18 protein-coding genes are annotated in these 19,967 nt (G+C 65.5%); 7 read left to right on the top strand and 11 right to left on the bottom strand.

The genetic code is table 11. The features are described from left to right. Positions 1–61 precede the first annotated feature (61 nt). The 5 genes from ALII_RS0120025 to ALII_RS0120005 all read right to left on the bottom strand — a co-directional run bounded on the left by ALII_RS0120025 (position 62) and on the right by ALII_RS0120005 (position 6,139). The gene (locus ALII_RS0120025) at positions 62–955 is read right to left on the bottom strand and encodes a patatin-like phospholipase family protein (protein ID WP_024588996.1); all 894 of its coding nucleotides are present in this window, start codon (positions 953–955) and stop codon (positions 62–64) included. An 8-nt stretch (positions 956–963) separates the two neighbouring features. After that, on the bottom strand, positions 964–2,358 hold the full coding sequence (locus ALII_RS0120020) for a pitrilysin family protein (protein WP_024588995.1): 1,395 nt from the start codon (positions 2,356–2,358) through the stop codon (positions 964–966). Further along, positions 2,355–3,737 carry a pitrilysin family protein gene (locus ALII_RS0120015; protein WP_024588994.1) on the bottom strand — a complete coding sequence of 461 codons (1,383 nt, stop codon included), beginning with the start codon at positions 3,735–3,737 and terminating at the stop codon, positions 2,355–2,357. The genes ALII_RS0120020 and ALII_RS0120015 overlap by 4 nt, the downstream gene beginning before the upstream one ends. 114 nt (positions 3,738–3,851) lie before the next feature. After that, positions 3,852–4,406: a 16S rRNA (guanine(966)-N(2))-methyltransferase RsmD gene (rsmD, locus tag ALII_RS0120010; RefSeq protein WP_024588993.1), complete on the bottom strand. Its 555-nt coding sequence runs from the start codon at positions 4,404–4,406 to the stop codon at positions 3,852–3,854. Further along, the gene (locus ALII_RS0120005; protein ID WP_024588992.1) at positions 4,403–6,139 is read right to left on the bottom strand and encodes a pseudouridine synthase; all 1,737 of its coding nucleotides are present in this window, start codon (positions 6,137–6,139) and stop codon (positions 4,403–4,405) included. Before ALII_RS0120005 ends, rsmD begins: the two co-directional genes overlap by 4 nt. 98 nt (positions 6,140–6,237) lie before the next feature. On the opposite strand from ALII_RS0120005, the gene ALII_RS0120000 reads away from it, so the two are divergent. Further along, entirely contained in the window at positions 6,238–6,669 is a 432-nt protein-coding gene (locus tag ALII_RS0120000; protein WP_024588991.1) for a nucleoside deaminase, read from the top strand. Positions 6,670–6,673: 4 nt separating this feature from the next. On the opposite strand, the gene ALII_RS0119995 is transcribed toward ALII_RS0120000, so the two are convergent. From ALII_RS0119995 to ALII_RS0119965, 6 genes are all read right to left on the bottom strand, one after another. Further along, positions 6,674–7,318 carry a hypothetical protein gene (locus ALII_RS0119995; RefSeq protein WP_029660758.1) on the bottom strand — a complete coding sequence of 215 codons (645 nt, stop codon included), beginning with the start codon at positions 7,316–7,318 and terminating at the stop codon, positions 6,674–6,676. Between the two features lie 784 nt (positions 7,319–8,102). Then, positions 8,103–11,078 carry an isoleucine--tRNA ligase gene (ileS, locus tag ALII_RS0119985; RefSeq protein ID WP_024588988.1) on the bottom strand — a complete coding sequence of 992 codons (2,976 nt, stop codon included), beginning with the start codon at positions 11,076–11,078 and terminating at the stop codon, positions 8,103–8,105. A 433-nt stretch (positions 11,079–11,511) separates the two neighbouring features. Then, positions 11,512–12,312: a MipA/OmpV family protein gene (locus ALII_RS0119980; protein ID WP_024588987.1), complete on the bottom strand. Its 801-nt coding sequence runs from the start codon at positions 12,310–12,312 to the stop codon at positions 11,512–11,514. A gap of 78 nt (positions 12,313–12,390) precedes the next feature. Further along, complete coding sequence (locus tag ALII_RS0119975) at positions 12,391–13,383, bottom strand: bifunctional riboflavin kinase/FAD synthetase (RefSeq protein WP_024588986.1); 993 nt, start codon at positions 13,381–13,383, stop codon at positions 12,391–12,393. Positions 13,384–13,387: 4 nt separating this feature from the next. Next, a complete protein-coding gene (locus tag ALII_RS0119970) occupies positions 13,388–14,239 on the bottom strand; it encodes a TIGR01459 family HAD-type hydrolase (protein ID WP_024588985.1) in 852 nt (283 codons plus the stop codon). A 69-nt stretch (positions 14,240–14,308) separates the two neighbouring features. Continuing rightward, positions 14,309–14,668 (bottom strand): hypothetical protein, encoded by a 360-nt coding sequence (locus tag ALII_RS0119965; protein ID WP_024588984.1) that lies wholly within the window; start codon positions 14,666–14,668, stop codon positions 14,309–14,311. A gap of 171 nt (positions 14,669–14,839) precedes the next feature. Here ALII_RS0119965 and groES point away from each other — a divergent pair, with 171 nt between their 5' ends. The 6 genes from groES (at position 14,840) to ALII_RS0119935 (ending at position 19,880) form a co-directional block, all read left to right on the top strand. Beyond that, the gene (groES, locus tag ALII_RS0119960; RefSeq protein ID WP_024588983.1) at positions 14,840–15,136 is read left to right on the top strand and encodes a co-chaperone GroES; all 297 of its coding nucleotides are present in this window, start codon (positions 14,840–14,842) and stop codon (positions 15,134–15,136) included. Between the two features lie 62 nt (positions 15,137–15,198). Continuing rightward, positions 15,199–16,848 (top strand): chaperonin GroEL, encoded by a 1,650-nt coding sequence (groL, locus tag ALII_RS0119955; RefSeq protein WP_024588982.1) that lies wholly within the window; start codon positions 15,199–15,201, stop codon positions 16,846–16,848. A 143-nt stretch (positions 16,849–16,991) separates the two neighbouring features. After that, complete coding sequence (locus ALII_RS22185) at positions 16,992–17,162, top strand: CsbD family protein (protein WP_024588981.1); 171 nt, start codon at positions 16,992–16,994, stop codon at positions 17,160–17,162. A gap of 125 nt (positions 17,163–17,287) precedes the next feature. Beyond that, on the top strand, positions 17,288–17,725 hold the full coding sequence (locus ALII_RS0119945; RefSeq protein WP_024588980.1) for a YqaA family protein: 438 nt from the start codon (positions 17,288–17,290) through the stop codon (positions 17,723–17,725). A gap of 47 nt (positions 17,726–17,772) precedes the next feature. Then, positions 17,773–19,164 (top strand): class II fumarate hydratase, encoded by a 1,392-nt coding sequence (gene fumC / locus ALII_RS0119940; protein ID WP_024588979.1) that lies wholly within the window; start codon positions 17,773–17,775, stop codon positions 19,162–19,164. Between the two features lie 335 nt (positions 19,165–19,499). Further along, complete coding sequence (locus ALII_RS0119935) at positions 19,500–19,880, top strand: DoxX family protein (protein WP_024588978.1); 381 nt, start codon at positions 19,500–19,502, stop codon at positions 19,878–19,880. The last annotated feature ends 87 nt before the right edge of the window (positions 19,881–19,967 follow it).

The following is a 19,967-nucleotide window of genomic DNA, read 5'->3' as shown; positions in this document are numbered from 1 at the left end:
GACGAACTCCCTCCCCCTTGTGGGGAGGGATAAAGGGTGGGGGTCAATTCAGCAAAAACCCCTACTTCCCTTCCCGCGCCTCGACCGCCGCATCGATCGACCGCTTCAGCTCGTCCCGGATCGATTCCGTCGCGGCCATCACCAGCTCCATCTTCATGAAGTCCAGCACCCGGAACTCCGAAACCGGCGGGCGGATGAGGATCTGCGGCTGGCAGCGGGTCAAATTGAGGGCGATGATCGACTGCATCATGATCTGGCTGGTGCCGAACAGGAGGTCGATCGAATCCGGCCCCTTCGGCGTCTCCTTCGTCGGATAACCGACGACGTCGACCGCGATGACGATGTCGGCGGCGTTCTGGACGAGATCGAAGGGCACCGGATCGTAGAAGCCGCCGTCGATCAGCAGTTTCCCCTCGCGCCGCACCGGACGGAACACCGCCGGCAGGGCCGCCGAGGCGGCGAGCGCGGAGCGCAGATCGCCGGTGTCGAGCACGGCGAGGTCGTGGGCGAAGAAGTCCGTCCCGGTCACTTTGAGCGGGATCTGCAACTGCTCGAACGTCTCGGGAATCTCGCCCGGCAGGAAGGATCGCAGGATGCGCTCGAGGTTGAACTGGCCGAACCTGATCCCGCCTTCCAGCATCTCGGCGAGCGATTGCGGACGCGAGCGCCAGAGCCGGCTCGCTACCTCGGCGCGCTTGCCGAGCACGGCCCGGGCATAGTCGCGGATGTCGCGGCCCGTCATCCCTGCCGCCATGCCTGCGCCCATGATCGCCCCGATCGAGGAGCCCGAAATCATGGTCGGCCGGATGCCGAGTTCGTCCAGCGTCTCGATGACGTGGATATGCGCCAGCCCGCGCGCGCCGCCGCCGCCGAGCGCCAGCGCGAATGTCGGCCCGCTCGTGGCGGCGGGCCGGGCATGTTCGCTTTCGATCAGGGTCGGAACGGGCGCATCCATGGCATTTCTCAGTTCGACGTGTCGGTGTCTTCCTCGCCGGCCGCCGCGCCGTTACCGGTGTCGGTTTCCTGTGCCTGCGGCCCGATCACCAAGAGCGACGGCTCGGCGGTGAGCAAGCGTTGCGCCGATGCCCTTACCTGGTCAAGCGTTACCGATTCGATCTCGCCGACGCGCGTTTCGATATAGTCCATGCCCAGATCGTCGCGCTGCAGTTCCAGAAGCGTGCGCGCGATGGAGGCGGACGAGTCCAGATTGTTGATCGCATAGGCGCCGACGACATAGGTCTTGGCCTTGGCCAATTCCTCTTCGGTTGGCCCTTCGGCGATGAACTTCGCCACCTGGTCCTTGATTACGTCGAGCGCCTGCGTGACCTGGTCGGCCCGCGTCGAGGTCGAGATGGCAAGCGCGTTCGAGTATTCGCGGCCCTGCAGCCACGAGCCGATGCCGTAGGTCAGGCCGCGAACCTCGCGCACCTCGTTGAAGAGGCGCGAGGAGAACGTGCCGCCGCCGAGAATGTGGTTCATCAGATAGGCGGCGAAGAATTCCGGGTCGTCGCGCTCGATGCCTGGATAGACGAGTTGAAGCGTGCTTTGCGGCAAGGCGAATTCGTAGAGCACTTCCTCGCCGAGTTTCGGCTCGACGCGGGCGATGTCCTTCAATTGCGCCTCGTCGGGCAGATCGCCGAAAATGCGGTCGAGATCGGCCTTCAGCGTTTCCGCATCGATCGCGCCGACGACGGCGACATGCAGGTTCGACTTCGCCAGGAGATCGCCATGCGTGGCGCGCAGATCGTCCGGCGTCACGGTGGTGATCGTCGCCTCGGTGCCTTCGCGCTCGAGCGCATAGGGATGGTCGCCATAAAGCATGCGCGAGAACTCGCGCATGCCCTGACGCTGCGGATCGCGCGAATTGGCGCGGATGCCGGTCAGGATCTGCTGGCGCATGCGCTCGACCGGGTTGTCGTCGAAGCGCGGTTCGTTGACCGCGAGTGCCAGAAGGTCGAGCGCCTCGTCCTTGTTGTCGGACAAGAGCCGCATCGAGCCGTAGAGCGCGTCGGTCGACGCCTCGAACGACATTTCCGCGCCGGCATTGTCGAGCGCTTCCTGGAATGCGTTCGATTCCAGGTCACCTGCGCCCTCGTCGAACAGCGCGCTCATCAAATTGACGAGCCCGCCCTTGCCGTCCGGGTCCTGGATCGAGCCGCCCTCGAAGGCGAAATTGATGGCGATCATCGGGATCGTGTAATCCTCGACGAGCCAGGCCGTGACGCCTGAATCCGAGCGCACTTCCTGGATGTCGACGGCGGCCGAGGCGGGCCAGGCGATGGTCAGCGCCAGCGCCGTCGCGCCGATGGCCTTCGCCAGCGCCGTGGTGAAAGTCGATGCCTTGAACGGGAAGCTCACGAGCGGCCCTCCTCTTGCGGCAGAAGATAGCCCGTCACCGAGCGGTTCTGGTCGAGATAGCGCGCGGCGGCGGCCTTGATGGCATCGGCCTCGACGGCGCGGATGCGCTCTGGCCATGCCTCGACATCGGCGACGGTCGAGCCCGTCGTCAGTGCCGAACCGTAAAGGTTCGCCATGCCGGACTGGTCGTCGCGCGCGAAGATGATCGAGCGCAGATAGCGGTTCTTCGCCGCTTCGAGCTCGTCGGCGGTGATGCCCTCGTCGGCGATCTTGCGGATTTCCGCATCCGCGGCCGCTTCGACGTCTTCGAGCGTCGCCTCGCCGCGCGGCGCGCCATAGACGCCGAAAATCGTCGCGTCGAGCGAGGTGCCGCGGAAGTAAGCTCCGGCCGACGATGCGATACCCTGCTCCACCACCAGCGACTGATAGAGCCGCGAGCGAATGCCGCCGCCCAGGATTTCGGCCAGGAGATCGAGCGCTTCGGCCTCGCCGTCCTCGGCGGTCGTATAGGACGGCACCACCCAGGATTTCGAATAGCCCGGCACCGTCACGCGCTCGTCGCGATAGGTCACCGTGCGCGCGGTGCGCTGCGCCGGCTCCTCGGTGCGCGTGCGTGCGCCGAGTTCCGGGTTGGACGGGATGGCGCCGTAATATTCGGTCGCAAGCTCGCGCACCTCCTCGACATCGACATCGCCGGCGACGACCAGCACCGCATTGTTCGGCGCGTAGTAGCGCTGGTAGAACTCCAGCGCGTCGGCCCGGTTCAGCTTCTCGATCTCGTGCATCCAGCCGATGATCGGCACGCCATAGCCGTGGTTCTGGTAGAGCGTGGCGTTGACCGATTCACCGAGGATCGAGTTCGGCTGCGTCTCGATGCGCGAATTGCGCTCTTCGATCACCACCTGCCGCTCGGGATCGACCACCGCGTCGGTCAGGACGAGGCCGGTCATCCGGTCCGCCTCGAACTCCATCATCGTTTCGAGATGCTCGGGCGCGATCTGCTGGAAATAGGCGGTGTAGTCGTAGGAGGTGAACGCGTTCTCGCGCCCGCCGACCTCGGCGATCCTGGCGGAGAACTCTCCCTGCGGATGTTCGTCCGTGCCCTTGAACATCAGATGTTCGAGGAAATGCGCGATGCCCGACTTGCCCGGCTCCTCGTCGGCCGAACCGACCTTGAACCACAGCATGTGCGTGACGACGGGGGCGCGGCGATCGGGGATCACCACCACTTCGAGCCCATTGTCGAGCGTGAAGTCGGCGATCTGGTTTTCGGCCGGCGCGGCGCTCGCGTCCTGCGCGGACGCTGCGCCCGACAGAAGCGCGAGACCGATCGCCGTTCCTGCCAGACCTCTCGCCATTGCGGCGGGCATCAGGTGCATTCGCTTGTCCTCGATTTGATATGCGTTGGACGACAGATAGCGCGTTCGCCCACGGCGAAGAACCGGCGCGCCGATTAAATCTTCGTCATGTCTGGAGACCGAGAGAGGCCGAAATCAGGCAGCGAGGCAAAAGGCGATGGTCGTGTCGCCATAGTCGCGGCGCTCGTCGAGCGTGAAACCGGCCGGCGGCTGGAAGGGCGTTGCGGCCGCTTCCTCGACGAGGCAAAGCGCGCCGGGCTTCAGCCAGCCGCCGTCTCGTGCCGCGACAAGCGCCAGTTCTCCAAGACCCTTGCCATAGGGCGGGTCGGCGAAGACGAGGTTGAAGGCCTGGAGCGTTCCCGCCTCGCCGAGCTTCGTCGCGTCGCGGCGGAAGATCTTGGTCCGGCCGGACAGGCCGAACGCCTCGACATTGGTGCGGATCAATCCGCGCCCTTCCGCCGATTCCTCGATGAAGACGCCGTAGGACGCGCCGCGCGACAGGGCTTCGAGGCCAAGCGCCCCGGTGCCGGCAAAAAGGTCGAGCACGCGCGCGCCGTCGAGATGGTCGCCGTAGCGATGCGCGATGACGTTGAAGACCGCTTCGCGCGCGCGGTCGCTCGTCGGGCGGATCGCGTTCGCCTTGGGTGTCGCCAGAGGTCGGCCGCGAAACGCGCCGCCGACGATCCTCATCGGTCGCGATCTCCGCGATTGCCGCTGGGACGGCCGCCGGGCCGGTTGCCACCGGGCCGATCATCACGACGCGGGCCCTTCGAACCCTCGGCGCCCTGCGGCCGGGGCTTGCCGGCGTAGCGCTTGCCCTCGGTCTCCTCGGCGCGTCGGGCGGCCTTCTTCGGCCCCACCGCCTTGGCGCCCGGCGCCATCCAGACATTGGCCGTGCGCGAGCGCTGCGGCTCGGCCTTCTTCTCGAAGCCGGCTTTGCCGCCCTTCGAATCCGCGCCCTTGCCGCCGGCACCCTTGAAGCCTGCGCCCTTCGGGCCGTCGCGCCCGCCGGGCTTCGAGGTCTGCAAGCGCCCCAGCGCATCCTCGCGCCGTTCGTCCTTGTCGCGCTTGCGCGGCGCGGGCTTGCGCACATCCTCTTCGCTGACGCGCTGCGCCACCGGCTGGTTGGAGAATTCCTTGATCACCGGCGCGTCGAAATCGGCGCCCGATTCGGCGATCAGCTTGTCGCCGAGCTGGTCGCGCAAATGGCGTCCGCGCAGTTCCTGGATTTCGCCCTCGGCGAGTTCGCCAAGCTGGAACGGCCCGTAGGAGACGCGGATAAGGCGCGTGACCTCGAGGCCGAGCGCACCCATCACGTTCTTGACCTCGCGGTTCTTGCCCTCGCGCAGGCCAACCGAAATCCAGGCATTGGTGCCCTGCTCGCGCTCCAGCACCGCCTCGATCGCGCCGTAGAAGACACCGTCGACCGCGATCCCGTCCTTCAGCGCCTCCAGCTTCTCCGGCTCGACCTTGCCATGGACGCGCACGCGATAGCGGCGCAGCCATCCGGTCGCCGGCAGTTCGAGCGTGCGCGCAAGCCCGCCATCATTGGTCAGGAGCAGCAGCCCTTCGGTGTTGATGTCGAGGCGGCCGACGGTCAGCAGGCGCGGCAGGCCCTTCGGCAGAACGTCGAAAACGGTCTGACGGCCTTCCGGGTCCTTGTTGGTCGTCACCACGCCGGACGGCTTGTGGAACAGGAAGAGCCGCGTGCGCTCGATCGCCGGGATCGGCTCGCCATCGACCTCGATGCGGTCCTTTCCGGTGACGTTCAGCGCCGGGCTGTCGAGCACCTTGCCGTTCACCGACACGCGGCCGGCGGCGATCATGTCTTCGGCATCGCGGCGCGAGGCGACGCCCGCGCGCGCCAGCCGCTTGGCGATCCGCTCCTCGCCACGCGCGGCTTCGGCCACATTGTCGGCTGGCGGGCGACGGTCGTCATCGCGCTTCTGAAAGGGCTTGCGGTCGCCGTCGCGCTTCTGGAAGGGTTTGCGGTCCCCGTCCTCGCGACGCGCAAATGGCTTCTTGTCGCCATCGCGCGCGGCATAGGGCTTGCGATCCCCGTCGCGCTTTACGAACGGCTTGCGATCGCCATCTTCGCGCTTCACGTAGGGTTTGCGGTCGCCATCCTCGCGGCGCACGAACGGCTTCTTCTCGCCATCTCGCGCCGCATAGGGCTTGCGGTCCCCGTCGCGTTTCTGGAAAGGCTTGCGGTCGCCGTCCTCGCGCTTGGCAAAGGGCTTCTTGTCGCCGTCGAAGCGACGCTTGGGCCGATCCTCTCCGGAGCCCGCGCCTTCGCGCTTGACGAAGGGCTTGCCGCGCGCGCCCTGCGGACGCTCGCTGCGCTCACCGTCGCGCGCCGCGTACGGCTTGCGGTTGCCCGTGCGGTCGCCGGAGCGGCCCTTGTTCTTATTGTCGTCAGTCATTGTGGCCTTTGCCTTTCAGCGCGGGTAACTATCAGAGCGTTTTCAGCTCTGCGAGTGAAATGTCTCAGAAACAGTCCCAATCGACGCGGCCGGACTTCATGACGCTGGCCTTCGGCGAGGCCGAGGCCGCCGCCGCGCGTGGCGAGGTGCCGGTCGGCGCCGTCATCGTCCGCGATGGCGAGGTCGTGGCACGCGCCGGCAACCGCACCCGCGAGCTCAACGATCCGACCGCCCATGCCGAGATGCTCGTCATCCGCGAAGCCTGCGCCGCGCTCGGCCAGGAGCGGCTGACGGGCCTCGATCTCTACGTCACGCTGGAGCCCTGCGCCATGTGTGCGGCGGCGATTTCCTTCGCGCGCATCCGGCGGCTCTATTTCGGCGCGGAAGACGAAAAAGGCGGCGCCGTCGTCAACGGGCCGCGCTTTTATTCCTCACCCACCTGTCACCACGCGCCCGAAACCTATTCGGGCTTTTCCGAGCAGAAATCCGCAACGCTGCTGCGCGCCTTTTTCAGGTCGCAGCGCGGTTAGCCGATCAAAGGCCGGGGATCATGTCGCGCCAAGTCACCTTGCCCTGCGCTTGCCGGGCAGCGCGTTCCTTGCGCCATTCGTCCTCACCCACATCGCCGACGGGTGCGGTTTCGGCGGGCTGGCGATACTGGGTCGGCGGCTCGGACAGGAAGCGCCGCTGGTTCGGATCGCGGGACTGCGACTGGGCGAGCCGGCGGTTGAACTCCTCACGCTGGTTGACGCGATCGACGTCGTTCATCGCGATGCCCTTCGAACTGTCCCAGTCCGTCGTGCCACCGGCCATCCGCGCTCCGCGCAGGCCGGAATTGTACGAATTGTCGTCCTGGTTGAGCGTCGCCTCCTCGCGAACGCGGGCAAGCCGCGCCTCGGGCGATTCCGGCCATGCCTGGCCGCTCGCCGCGCTCTGCTGCGGCTGGGGCAGGACCGCCGTGGAAGCCGGGCGCACGAGATCGCCGCGCGGCTGGTAGTTGATCGGCTCGCGCTGTTCGGGCGCCAGGGAAAGGATGCCGGTGACGTCCTCGAGAAGCTGCTGGTCCGAAGGTGTGCCGGTGCCATAGGTCGGCCCCATGCAGCCGGCCAGCGTCAAGGCGGAAGCAAGGGCCAGTCCGGCCGGCAGCATCCGGTTCGCCGTCAGTCTTGCATTGCTCATCATACCCTCTTCCGTCGTGGCTGCAGCCCCAGCGCGCCTTCGCCCGCAAACGCGGCGACAACAAGGCGTCCAATCTCGGGGTGCCTGTATCGCATGACCCGCCTGCCCGCGCAACGGCAGGCCCGCCATTGCCAACACACTTCGCCGTCACCAGCGCAACCGCTTGTTGCAGGAACGAAATGCGGTCTACATTCAAATCGTTGGGGGTAAAAGCAGCAGCGTCGAGCCAGCCGGCGCGACCGGGAGGATGAGCCGACCCGGCCGTGGCAACGGCTTTGCCTTCAACGTGGAGTGATGCGATGTGGTTCATACCGCTGAGTGTCAGCCTTGATATGAGAAAGACCCGGAGCGGCTGGTCAGTACGCCTCCGGGTCCATCTCGTCATCTAAGGCGAAACGGAGGCCCGGTTACCGCCGGGTCTCCACTCCAGAACCGAATATAGCGCCGCAGTGCCCAGCCATCAACCCAGCCGGTCGAGCAAGCGTAATTCCCGTCCTTGCAGTTCGAAAATCCACGTCTAAAATCAACTCGTTGGGGGCAGAAGCAGCAGCGTCGAGCCAGCCGGCGCGACCGGGAGGATGAGCCGACCCGGCCGTGGCAACGGCTTTGCCTCCAAACTGGAGGTTTGCGATGATACCCATCGTCGTGACCTTGGAGATACGAAAAACCCGGACAAGCTGGCTAGTGCGCGTCCGGGTTCTATTCGTATAATCCAAGAAACGGAGGCCCGGTTGCAGCCGGGTCTCCACTCCAAAACCGAATATAGCGCTACAGCGCCCCGCCATCAACCCAGACGACCGAGCCGGCGCAATTCCTGAAGCGCCGCCGCATCGCGTGCGGATACGTCGGGGAAGTCGGCATCCTGCCCGACATCGTCGGTGAAGCGCCAGGAGCGCGCGCATTTCTCGCCCGACGCACGCTTGAACATGACGCCGACGCCCTTCACGTCGTCCAGTACGAACGCGCCATCCGGCGCCGTGCCCTCGACGATCTCGATGCCGCTGGTGATCGAGATTTCGGCCATGTCGCGGTCGGCGATCGCCGCGAGCAAATCCGCATCGGCGACGTAGACGACCGGTGCCGCTTCAAGCGAGGAGCCGATCGTCTTGTTCTTGCGCTCGATTTCCAGCGCGCCGGTGACGACGCGGCGGACCTGGCGCACCTTGCGCCACTTTTCCGCCAGCGCCGCATCGCGCCACTCGGCGGGCACCGCGTCGAACTGCGCAAGATGCACCGACACCGCGTCGGGGTAGCGCTCCAGCCAGGCTTCCTCGCAGGTGAAGGGCAGCATCGGCGCGAGCCATTTCACCAGATTGTCGAACAGCTTGCGCACGACCACGATCGCCGCCTTGCGCCGCGTGCTCGAGGGCGCGTCGCAATAGAGCGTGTCCTTGCGGATGTCGAAGTAGAAGGCCGACAGCTCGACGACCATGAAGTCGATCAGCGCGCGGGTAACGCGCTTGAAGTCGAACGCGTCGTAGCCCTTGCGCACGACCTCGTCGAGTTCGGCGATCCGGTGCAGCATCAGCCGCTCCAGTTCCGGCATGTCCGCGAACGCGACCTCCTCGCCCTCGTCATGGGCGAGCGTGCCGAGCATCCAGCGGATCGTGTTCCGAAGCTTGCGATAGGCGTCGATATTGGTCTGCAGCACGTTCTTGCCGAGCCGCTGGTCCTCCCAATAGTCGGTCGTCATCACCCACAGGCGCAGAATATCGGCACCGGACTTGGACATCACGTCCTGCGGCGTAACGGTATTGCCCAATGATTTCGACATCTTGCGGCCGTCTTCGTCCATGGTGAATCCATGAGTGACGACGGTGTCGTAGGGCGCGCGACCGCGTGTCCCGCAGCTTTCCAGAAGCGAGGAATGGAACCAGCCGCGATGCTGGTCGGAGCCTTCCAGATAGACGTCGGCCGGCCATTTCAGGTCCGGGCGGTCTTCCAGCGTAAAGGTGTGGGTCGAGCCCGAATCGAACCAGACGTCGAGAATGTCGGTGACCATCGACCAGTTCTCGTTCGCATGGGAGCCGAGAAAACGCTCGCGCGCTCCGGCCGCAAACCACGCATCCGCGCCCTCGGCCTCGAACGCGTCGAGGATGCGCTGGTTGACCTCCTCGTCGATCAGCACCTCACCCTGCTCGTCGGCGAAGACGCAGATCGGCACGCCCCACGCCCGCTGGCGGGAAAGCACCCAGTCGGGCCGGTCCTCGATCATCGCGCGCAGCCGCGTCTGGCCGGCGGCGGGCACGAAACGCGTATCGTCGATCGCCTTCAGCGCACGGGAGCGCAAGGTCGTGCCGTCGCCCAGTTCCTTGTCCATGTGGACGAACCATTGCGGCGTGTTGCGGAAGATCACCGGCTTCTTGGAGCGCCAGGAATGCGGATAGGAGTGCTTCAGCCGGCCGCGCGCGAACAGCATGTTCGCAGCGATCAGCGCCTCGATGACGGCCTTGTTGGCGTCGCCCTTCTTGCCGTTGTCGTCGATCACCCGCGCCGCACCGCCCTCGCGATCCGGCCCGAAGCCCGGCGCGTCCTTGGTGAAGAAGCCGGCGTCGTCGACGGTGAAGGGGATGCGCGTTTCGATGCCACGCTCCCTTAGCAGGGGAGCGGCGTCCATCCAGGCGTCGAAATCTTCGCGGCCATGGCCCGGCGCGGTATGGACGAAGCCCGTGCCGGCGTCATCGGTGACGTGATCGCCGGGAAGCATGGGGACCTTAAACTCATAGCCGCCATCAAGACCTGCGAGAGGATGTGCCAGTGTCATGGCGCCGAGTTCCTCAGCCGATACACCGCGCAAACGTCTACATTCCAGCTTCGCTTTAGCAAACGACTCCTCGGCCAGCGTGTCGGCGAAGATCAACTTTTCGCCCGGGCGCGGCCCGAAATCGTTCTCCGCTGCCGTAACCTCGTAAAGCCCATAGGCGACACGGGGGGAATAAGCCACCGCGCGGTTGCCGGGGATAGTCCAAGGGGTTGTCGTCCAGATCACTACGTAAGTGCCGATTAGGTCATTGGGCGCTATCGGCAACTCGGGCTCGATTATGTCGCCCGGCGTAAAATTTCTGGCGCCGCTGCTATTCGGAACGGACGTGAACTTCACCCAAACCGTATCGCTCTCATAATCCTGATACTCGACCTCGGCCTCCGCCAGCGCGGTGCGCTCGACCACGCTCCACATCACCGGCTTCGATCCGCGATAAAGCTGGCCCGAGCTTGCGAACTTCAGCAGCTCCCCGGCGATCCGCGCCTCGGCGTGGAAATTCATCGTCGTATACGGATTGTCGAAATCGCCCTCGACACCGAGGCGCTTGAACTCCTCGGCCTGCACGTCGATCCATTTCTGCGCGAATTCGCGGCATTCGCGGCGGAATTCGTTGACCGGCACCTGGTCCTTGTCGAGCCCCTTGGCGCGATACTGCTCCTCGATCTTCCACTCGATCGGCAGGCCGTGGCAGTCCCAGCCCGGCACGTAGTTGGAATCGTAGCCGCGCATCTGGAACGAGCGGGTGATGACGTCCTTCAGGATCTTGTTCAGCGCATGGCCGATATGGATGTTGCCGTTTGCATAGGGCGGGCCGTCGTGCAGCACGAAGAGCGGACGGCCCTCGGCCTCCTTCCGCAGCTTCTTGTAAAGACCCATCTCCTGCCAGCGCGCCACGATCTGCGGCTCCTTTTCGGGCAGGCCCGCGCGCATCGGAAACTCCGTTTGCGGCAGATACAGCGTCTTCGAATAGTCGATCTTCTCGGCAGCGTCGGTCATCGTCATGGCCCTGTGGCGAACGGCAAGGTTCGCGCGTCAATCAATGTCGGTAAGGGGAGCGCGCGCAAGGGGCGGCGCGGCAACGGCAGAAACCCGGACCGTCCGGCAGCCATCAGGCCACCCGGACAGCCGGGCCAATAATTCGTATCGTCCGCGCGATCATGGTCGGCAAGTCAGACATCGGGCGCTTTTAGCGGAGGCGTGGACGGGAATAAAGGGGTTTCCTTCCGGCCGCATGGGGATGGCACCGGCGCTCCCCCTCTCCGCCTCACTGCGTTCGGCACCTCTCCCCCGCTGCGCGGGGGCGAGGAAACGCTGCCGAAGCGCCGACGCTCAACCAGTCCGGGTTCCTCGCCCCCTTCGGGGGAGAGGTGTCGAGGCGAAGCAGAGACGGAGAGGGGGTCTCCAGCCGGACTCGCCTTACCGGAAATTCTCAGAGCGAAAAATCGAACCGATACGTCGCCGACACACCGATCATGAACTGGTTCTCGTCGCCGCGCTCGCGCACGAGGCTCGAATCCGCCGCTGGGCCGACGAGGCGCGAATACTCCCCGAAGAGGCTCGTCTCCACCTTGTCCGTCACGTCCCACTTGATCGCGGCGCCGACGCCTACCGAGCGGAAGCCGCCTTCGGGCGTGTAGGGGGCGAGGCCTGAGGCCAGGGATTCGGTTGCAGAGACGCCGTAATAGGCGTCGAAATAGTCGCTCGAGGCCATCGAGACGCGTGGGCCGGCCGAAATCTGCACGGTGGGCGAGAGGTTCATGAAGGCGTCGGCGGAAAGGTCCGCGACGATGCCGTCATGCGAACGGATGCCGTGGCGCACTTCGCCGCGCACGCGCAGCCAGTCGGTCGGATAGACCTCCGCGAAACCGCCGAGTTCGACGCCGAAGCGGATCGGGTCGAGGCCGACGAGGTCATCCGAATCGCCACCATCGCGCTCGAAGACGAGCTTGCCCGTCGGGCCGGCGCGGAAATTGCCAGTGTCGATCAGGCCGATGGAAATATTGTCGTTGCGAGAGGAAAAGCGTCGCTCGGTGCCCTGACGGCCGAAGGAGACGATCGGCTGGGCCACGAAGCGGTACTTGTCGTCGCCTTCATATTCGGGGATCGAGAGCGCGGCGACGCCGAGCGTCAGGCTCCAGTCGCCGGAAAACCAGCCCGACTGCGCGAGCGACGGCGTCGCCAACATGGTCGAGACGGAAAGAGCCAGACCGGCAACTGCAAATTTCGACATTCTGATCTCCTCGCCGCGCACATCGCGCGATCAATCGCCCATGCCCGCTACGAAGCACCTTCTCAAGTAAACAAATGTTTAGAGCGCGGCGAAGTGGAGCGCGGCGTCGAGTTCGCCCACGGGCTGTGCCTTTTCCATCACGGCGCGCGCTTCCGCCTCGTCGCGCTTCATCTGCGCGGTCAGCGCGTCGAGCCCGTCGAACTTCTCCTCCCCGCGCAGCCGGGCGAAGAAGCCGACCTGGCAGGTCTCGCCGTAGAGATCGCCGGAAAAGTCGAACAGAAACGTCTCGAGCAGCGGCGCGCCGTCTTCAGTGACGGTCGGCCGCCGGCCGAAGCTCGCAACGCCGTCATGCAGCGCGCCATCCGCGCGCTTCATTCGCACGGCGTAGATGCCGTGGGACAGATGCACGTCCGGCGAAAGCACCATGTTCGCGGTCGGGTAGCCGAGGGTGCGGCCGAGCTTCTCGCCGCCGACGATTTCCGCCTCCACCGCGAAGCGGTAGCCGAGCAGACCGGCGGCCTCGGCCACCTCGCCCTCGGCCAGCAATTCGCGGATGCGGCTCGACGAGACGATCTCCGCCCCCTCGTCGCGAAAGGCGTCGACCAGCGTGACGCCGAAGCCGTGCCGCCCGCCCGCCTCCATCAGAAAGGCCGGACCGCCGCCTCGGTTCTTGCCGAAATGAAAGTCGAAGCCGGTCACCGCATGGGCGATGCCGAGCCGTCCCACCAGGATCGTCGCGACGAATTCCTCGGCGGACAACTCCGCCAAATCCCTGTCGAAACGCTGCTCGACCATGCCGTCGAAGCCGCAGGCTTCCAGAAGGCGCGCCTTCATCGCCGACGAGGTCAGGCGAAAGAGAGGGATGTCGGGCCGGAAGAGCGTACGCGGATGGGGGTCGAAGGTCAGCACCAGCGCCGGTGCGCCAAGCCGCCGCGCCTCGCCCAAGGCCCTGTCGAGCACGGCGCGGTGGCCGCGATGCACGCCGTCGAAATTGCCGATCGCGACGACGGCTCCGCGCAACCGGTCGGGCAGCGAATCGCTTCCGCAGATGTGGGCGAAGTCGCCGGCCATAGGCTCAACGCAAGCGCGGTATCGAAGCAACGGGCGCATAGCCGTGGCTGTCGAGGAAGGTCGCGAGGCGCGTCACGTCCGGTGCGCCGTCGGCATCGTATTCGCGGGCGTGGATGCCGGCAGTGACGAACAGGATGTCGATGTCGTTCGACACCGCACCCTTGACGTCGGTCATCACGCCGTCGCCGATCGCCAGCACGTCGCGCGGCTTGACCTGGCGGCCGAGCGCCTGAGTGGCGAGGATCAGCGCGGCAACGTAGATCGGCTGGTGCGGCTTGCCGGCGACGAAGGAGCGGCCGCCGAGTTGCGCATAGTCGCGGGCGAGCGCGCCGGCGCACCAGACGAGCTTGTCGCCGCGCTCCACCACGATGTCAGGATTGGCGCAGATGAAGGGGAGATCGCGCGAGCGGAAGCGCCGCAGCATTTCCGCATAGTCCTCGGGCGTTTCGGTCTCGTCGTCGAACATGCCGGTGCACACGACGCCGGAAGCCTCCTGCTCCTCGACCAGTTCCACGTCGAGCCCGTCATAGAGCGACAGGTCCCGGTCGAGGCCGAGATGGAAGATGCGGCGCGGGCCTTCAGCGATCAGGTCGCGCGTCACGTCGCCGGAAGTCACCAGATAGTCCCAGCAGTCGCGCGGCACGCCGATCGCGGCGAGCTGGTCCTCCACGTCGTCGCGAACGCGCGGCGAATTGGTGATGAGGATGACGATCTTGCCCTTCTGGCGCGCGCGCTTCAGTGCCGCGCAGGCATCGGGAAAGGGGTCGACGCCGTTGTGGACCACGCCCCAGACATCGCTCAAAATGACGGAATAGCCGTCGGCGAGGTCGTCCAGCGTGTCGATCAGATTGGGCATTTCAGGCTCGTCGGCGCGATTGAAGTTGGCCTCGCATCTAGCGGAACGCCGCGCCCGAGTCATCCGCTTTCATGTCGCCTCGATGCCGTATCGCTCGACGAGTTCGGGCTGGATCAGCTTGGCGTGGACGGCGAGCAGCAGAAGCTGCGCGTCCATCCCCTCGCCTGCGTCGAGCGCCTTTTCCACCCGCGCCTCTATCGCCTCCAGGCGTTCGCCGCCATGCACGGCCTCGAAGGCGTTGGCGCCCATCACCGAATAGCCGAACATTTCGGCCACCGCCGGATAGGCTTCCGACATTTCGTCGATGCCATGGTCCTTCATCAGATTGACGATGGTCATCTTGACGCCTTCGGGCACGAGCGCGGGATGCAGGTCCACCCCGCGCAGCGCCGCGTCGAGCTGGCGCAGGTCGGACGAGCGGCCGAACATTCCGAAAAAGCCGAAGGAGGATCGTCTTCGCGTTGCCAGCTTCTTGACTCCCGTTTGCGGCGGGCCTATCTCACCGGCCAGTTGGCACTCACCTGATGGGAGTGCTAACGAAGTCCGGTTCTCCGGACGGAGGGAACCCCTACCATCATCCGTATCGAGGATCAAAGTCACATGACACAGTCGACGTTCCGCCCGCTTCACGACCGCGTGGTTGTCCGCCGGGTCGATTCCGAGGAAAAGACCAAGGGCGGCATCATCATTCCGGACACCGCCAAGGAAAAGCCGCAGGAAGGCGAAGTCATCGCCGTCGGCTCGGGCGCCCGTGACGAAGCCGGCAAGCTCGTTCCGCTGGACGTCAAGCAGGGCGACCGCGTGCTGTTCGGCAAGTGGTCCGGCACCGAAGTCAAGCTCAACGGCGAAGACCTTCTGATCATGAAGGAAGCCGACATCATGGGCATCATCGGCTGATAGCCGGTCCCGTCCAACCATCCACTCATTCAATGGGCTGATAAGCCCGGGAGCAGAGACAAATGGCTGCAAAAGAAGTCAAGTTTTCCCGCGACGCCCGCGAGCGCATGCTGCGCGGCGTGGACATCCTCGCCAATGCGGTGAAGGTCACGCTCGGCCCGAAGGGCCGTAACGTCGTCATCGACAAGTCGTTCGGCGCGCCGCGCATCACCAAGGACGGCGTCACCGTCGCCAAGGAGATCGAGCTCGAGGACAAGTTCGAGAACATGGGCGCCCAGATGGTGCGCGAAGTGGCCTCGAAGACCAACGACATCGCCGGCGACGGCACCACGACCGCGACCGTTCTCGCCCAGTCGATCGTCCAGGAAGGCGCCAAGGCAGTTGCCGCCGGCATGAACCCGATGGACCTGAAGCGCGGCATCGACATGGCCGTTTCGGAAGTCGTCAAGAACCTCGTCGGCTCGGCTGCCAAGATCAACACCTCGGCTGAAGTCGCCCAGGTCGGCACCATCTCCGCCAATGGCGAGAAGGAAATCGGCGAGATGATCGCCGAGGCCATGCAGAAGGTCGGCAACGAAGGCGTCATCACCGTCGAGGAAGCCAAGACCGCCGAGACCGAACTCGAAGTCGTCGAAGGCATGCAGTTCGACCGCGGCTACCTGTCGCCCTACTTCGTGACCAATCCGGAAAAGATGGTCGCAGAGCTCGAGGACGCCTACATCCTCCTGCACGAGAAGAAGCTGTCGAACCTCCAGGCGCTGCTGCCGGTTCTCGAAGCCGTCGTCCAGTCGTCGAAGCCCCTCGTCATCATCTCGGAAGACGTCGAAGGCGAGGCGCTCGCCACGCTCGTCGTCAACAAGCTGCGCGGCGGCCTCAAGATCGCTGCCGTCAAGGCTCCCGGCTTCGGTGACCGTCGCAAGGCCATGCTCGAGGACATCGCCGTCCTCACCGGCGGCCAGGTGATCTCGGAAGACCTCGGCATCAAGCTGGAGAATGTCGGCCTCGACATGCTCGGCCGCGCCAAGAAGGTGTCCATCACCAAGGAAAACACGACGATCGTCGACGGTGCCGGCCAGAAGTCGGAAATCGAAGGCCGCGTCGCGCAGATCAAGGCGCAGATCGAAGAGACCTCTTCGGACTACGACCGCGAGAAGCTGCAGGAACGTCTTGCCAAGCTGGCTGGTGGCGTCGCCGTCATCCGCGTCGGCGGCTCGACGGAAGTCGAAGTCAAGGAGAAGAAGGACCGCGTCGACGACGCCCTCAACGCGACCCGCGCGGCCGTTGAAGAAGGCATCGTTCCCGGCGGCGGCACCGCTCTCCTGCGCGCCTCCAAGGCGATTACCGTCAAGGGCGAGAATTCCGACCAGGAAGCCGGCATCAACATCGTTCGTCGCGCGCTGCAGGCTCCGGCCCGCCAGATCGCATCGAACGCCGGTGCGGAAGCCTCGATCGTCGCCGGCAAGATCTTCGACAACGGTTCGGAGACCTACGGCTACAACGCCCAGACCGGCGAATATGGCGACATGATCCAGATGGGCATCGTCGATCCGGTCAAGGTCGTGCGCACGGCTCTCCAGGACGCAGCCTCGGTTGCCGGCCTTCTCGTGACCACCGAGGCGATGATCGCCGAGGCTCCGAAGAAGGAATCGGCCGGCGGCATGCCGGGCGGAATGCCCGGCGGCATGGGCGGCATGGGCGGCATGGACTTCTAAGAAGTCCGCTTCTCACGTGTTTGGAAAGGGCGCCTCTGGGGGCGCCCTTTTCGTTTTCGTGATCGGCCGCCCCTGCAACCAAAGGTCACAACCGACGTTCCTCTCGCGCCCGACATTTCGTCGGTGTTTCCAAGGAGATGACGATGGTGAACAAGGATCAGGTCAAGGGCGCCGCCAAGCAGGCCACGGGCGCCGTCAAGGAAGCCGCCGGCAAGGCGACGGGCTCGACCAAGACGGAACTCAAGGGCAAGGCCGAGAAGACCGCCGGCAAGGTCCAGAAGGAAGTCGGCAACGCGCGCGAACGCGCGAAGTAGCCGCATCCACACATCGAATTGACGGGCGCCCCCGCGGCGCCCTTTTTCGTGCCCGCCTCCTCCCCCTCTTGCCAGCATCGGCACCGCAGGGCACCAAGCGGCATGACCGCATCCCTTCTCCCCGCATGACCGGCGAACTCGCCGCCCTCTGGGCGCTCGCCGTCTCGGCCTTCACCTCCGCGACGCTCCTGCCCGGCACGTCGGAAGCCGTGCTCGCTGGCCTGCACGCCGCCCGCGCCGCCGATCCGCTTGCCCTCCTCGCCGTCGCCAGTCTCGCCAACACCGCCGGCTCGGCCGTCAACTGGCTCCTCGGCCGCCTCGTCACGCGGTTCCGCGACCGAAGCTGGTTCCCCGCCTCGCCCGCCCAGATCGCGCGCGCCGAAGGCTGGTATGCGCGCTATGGCCTCTGGTCGCTGCTTCTCTCCTGGGTTCCGATCATCGGCGATCCCTTGACCGTCGTCGCCGGCATATTGCGCGTCCCCTTCCCCGTCTTCCTCGTCATCGTCGGCCTCGCCAAGACCGCGCGCTACGCCTTCGTCCTCGGCCTCGCCTCGCTCCTTTGAACTCAGGCCCCGATGCCCCATATGCCAACCAGTTCAGGGAGCATTGCATGACAGACATCCGCACCGAGACCGACACGTTCGGCGCCATCGACGTTCCGGCGAACCGCTACTGGGGGGCGCAGACGCAGCGCTCCATCGAGAATTTCCGCATCGGCACGGAGAAGATGCCGCTGCCGCTTATCCACGCGCTCGGCCTCGTCAAGCGCGCTGCGGCCGAGACGAACCTCGCCTTGGGCATTCTCGACGCGGAGCGCGCGGGGAAGATCGTCGAGGCCGCGCAGGAGGTCGTCCACGGCAGGCTCGACGACAATTTCCCGCTCGTCGTCTGGCAGACCGGCTCGGGCACGCAGTCCAACATGAACGCCAACGAAGTGATCGCCAACCGCGCCATCGAGTTGATGGGCGGCCAGATGGGCTCGAAGAAGCCGATCCATCCCAACGACCACGTCAATATGAGCCAGTCATCCAACGACACCTTCCCGACCGCGATCCACATCGCGATCGTGCGCGAGGCGCATGCGACGCTCCTGCCCGGCCTCGACCGCCTGATCTCCGCCCTGCAGGAAAAGGCCGCCGCCTTCGCCGACATCATCAAGATCGGCCGCACCCACACGCAGGACGCGACGCCGCTCACCCTCGGACAGGAATTTTCCGGCTATGTCGCGGCCCTCGTCGCCGGGCGCCGCCGCATCGTGGAAAGCCTGCACGACGTCCACGCGCTGGCGCAGGGCGGCACCGCCGTCGGCACCGGCCTCAACGCGCCCGCCGGCTTCGACCAGGGCTTTGCCGCCCGCGTCGCCGAACTCACCGGACTGCCGTTCCGCACCGCCGAAAACAAGTTCGAGGCGCTGGCCAGCCACGGCGCGTCCGTCCATTTCCACGGCAGCCTCGCCGCGCTCGCCGCCGATCTCTTCAAGATCGCCAACGACATCCGCTTCCTCGGCTCCGGCCCGCGCTCCGGCCTCGGCGAACTCCTTTTGCCCGAAAACGAGCCCGGCTCGTCGATCATGCCCGGCAAGGTCAACCCGACCCAGGCCGAGGCGCTGACCATGGTCGCCACGCAGATCATGGGCAACCAGACCATCGTCGGCATGGCCGCCAGCCAGGGCCATTTCGAGCTCAACGTCTTCAAGCCCGTCATCGCCAACGCCATCCTCCAGTCCGTCCGCCTCGCCGGCGACGCCATGCGCTCCTTCGCCGACAACTGCATCGCCGGCATCGAAGCGAACGAGGAACGCATCTCCGAACTCGTCCAGAAATCGCTGATGCTCGTCACCGCGCTGGCGCCGACCATCGGCTATGATGCCGCTGCCAAGATCGCCAAGACCGCGCACAAGAACGGCTCGACGTTGCGCGAAGAGGCCATCGCCAGCGGGCATGTCACGGCTGAGGATTATGATCGCATCGTGCGACCGGAGAACATGATCCATCCGGGGTGAGTGAGCAAGATTTTTCCCGAATTGACCCCCACCCTTCATCCCTCCCCACAAGGGGGAGGGAGTCCGCCGACGCCGCTCCCCATCCTTCAATGCACCACACCGGTTTCAAGACGGTGGAGCGACGCTCACGCCCTCCCTCCCCCTTGTGGGGAGGGATAAAGGGTGGGGGTCGCCCTTCACCAAAACCCCACCTCTCCCCCGCCCACCTGTGAACACCCTCCCTCACATCGTTCACCAATCCTGAACGCAGCGTCGCGCACCAGACATCTCGCGCAATCACCTCACCGCAAGTAAATACCGGCGATCCACTCCTCCTCCCAAGGAACCACATCGCCATGTCCAACGACGCCGTCCTCCTCGTCGCCCGCATCCTTCTGGTTGCGCTCTTCCTCATTTCCGGCTTCGGCATGCTCACCGCACCGGGCGGCTTTGCCGGCTATATGGGCTCGCTCGGCCTGCCCGCGCCGATGCTGATCACCTGGCTCATCATCGCGCTCAAGGTGCTCGGCGGCATCGCCATCATCGTCGGCTTCAAGACGCGCTACGTCGCCTATGCGTTCGCGCTCTTCTGCGTGGCCACCGCCCTTCTCGGCCACATGGATTTCGCCGACCAGAACCAGTTCAACAACTTCTTCAAGAACCTCGCCATGGCCGGCGGCTTCCTCGCCCTCTCGGTCTCGGGCCCCGGCTCGGTCTCCGTCGCCGCCCGCGCGTAAGTATCCAAACAGCGATCTCCAGTCGCCAAAGGCGGGCTCCGGCCCGCCTTTTTGTTTGCGGTGCAAGCCCCCCTCTCCGTCTCGGGC

The organism is Aliihoeflea sp. 2WW (assembly GCF_000497755.1).
Lineage (GTDB): Bacteria > Pseudomonadota > Alphaproteobacteria > Rhizobiales > Rhizobiaceae > Aliihoeflea.
This window is presented reverse-complemented; position numbering and strand designations above follow the sequence as displayed.

Coding starts and splice junctions, on each gene's coding strand:
- groES (WP_024588983.1), top strand. CDS start 14,840: ATGACACAGTCGACGTTCCGCCCGCTTCACGACCGCGTGGTTGTCCGC.
- ALII_RS0120015 (WP_024588994.1), bottom strand. CDS start 3,737: ATGCACCTGATGCCCGCCGCAATGGCGAGAGGTCTGGCAGGAACGGCG.
- ALII_RS0119970 (WP_024588985.1), bottom strand. CDS start 14,239: ATGCCCAATCTGATCGACACGCTGGACGACCTCGCCGACGGCTATTCC.
- fumC (WP_024588979.1), top strand. CDS start 17,773: ATGACAGACATCCGCACCGAGACCGACACGTTCGGCGCCATCGACGTT.
- ALII_RS0119980 (WP_024588987.1), bottom strand. CDS start 12,312: ATGTCGAAATTTGCAGTTGCCGGTCTGGCTCTTTCCGTCTCGACCATG.
- ALII_RS0120005 (WP_024588992.1), bottom strand. CDS start 6,139: ATGACTGACGACAATAAGAACAAGGGCCGCTCCGGCGACCGCACGGGC.
- ALII_RS22185 (WP_024588981.1), top strand. CDS start 16,992: ATGGTGAACAAGGATCAGGTCAAGGGCGCCGCCAAGCAGGCCACGGGC.
- ALII_RS0119975 (WP_024588986.1), bottom strand. CDS start 13,383: ATGGCCGGCGACTTCGCCCACATCTGCGGAAGCGATTCGCTGCCCGAC.
- ALII_RS0120000 (WP_024588991.1), top strand. CDS start 6,238: ATGACGCTGGCCTTCGGCGAGGCCGAGGCCGCCGCCGCGCGTGGCGAG.
- ALII_RS0119935 (WP_024588978.1), top strand. CDS start 19,500: ATGTCCAACGACGCCGTCCTCCTCGTCGCCCGCATCCTTCTGGTTGCG.
- ALII_RS0119965 (WP_024588984.1), bottom strand. CDS start 14,668: ATGTTCGGCCGCTCGTCCGACCTGCGCCAGCTCGACGCGGCGCTGCGC.
- rsmD (WP_024588993.1), bottom strand. CDS start 4,406: ATGAGGATCGTCGGCGGCGCGTTTCGCGGCCGACCTCTGGCGACACCC.
- ALII_RS0120025 (WP_024588996.1), bottom strand. CDS start 955: ATGGATGCGCCCGTTCCGACCCTGATCGAAAGCGAACATGCCCGGCCC.
- groL (WP_024588982.1), top strand. CDS start 15,199: ATGGCTGCAAAAGAAGTCAAGTTTTCCCGCGACGCCCGCGAGCGCATG.
- ALII_RS0119995 (WP_029660758.1), bottom strand. CDS start 7,318: ATGAGCAATGCAAGACTGACGGCGAACCGGATGCTGCCGGCCGGACTG.
- ileS (WP_024588988.1), bottom strand. CDS start 11,078: ATGACCGACGCTGCCGAGAAGATCGACTATTCGAAGACGCTGTATCTG.
- ALII_RS0119945 (WP_024588980.1), top strand. CDS start 17,288: ATGACCGGCGAACTCGCCGCCCTCTGGGCGCTCGCCGTCTCGGCCTTC.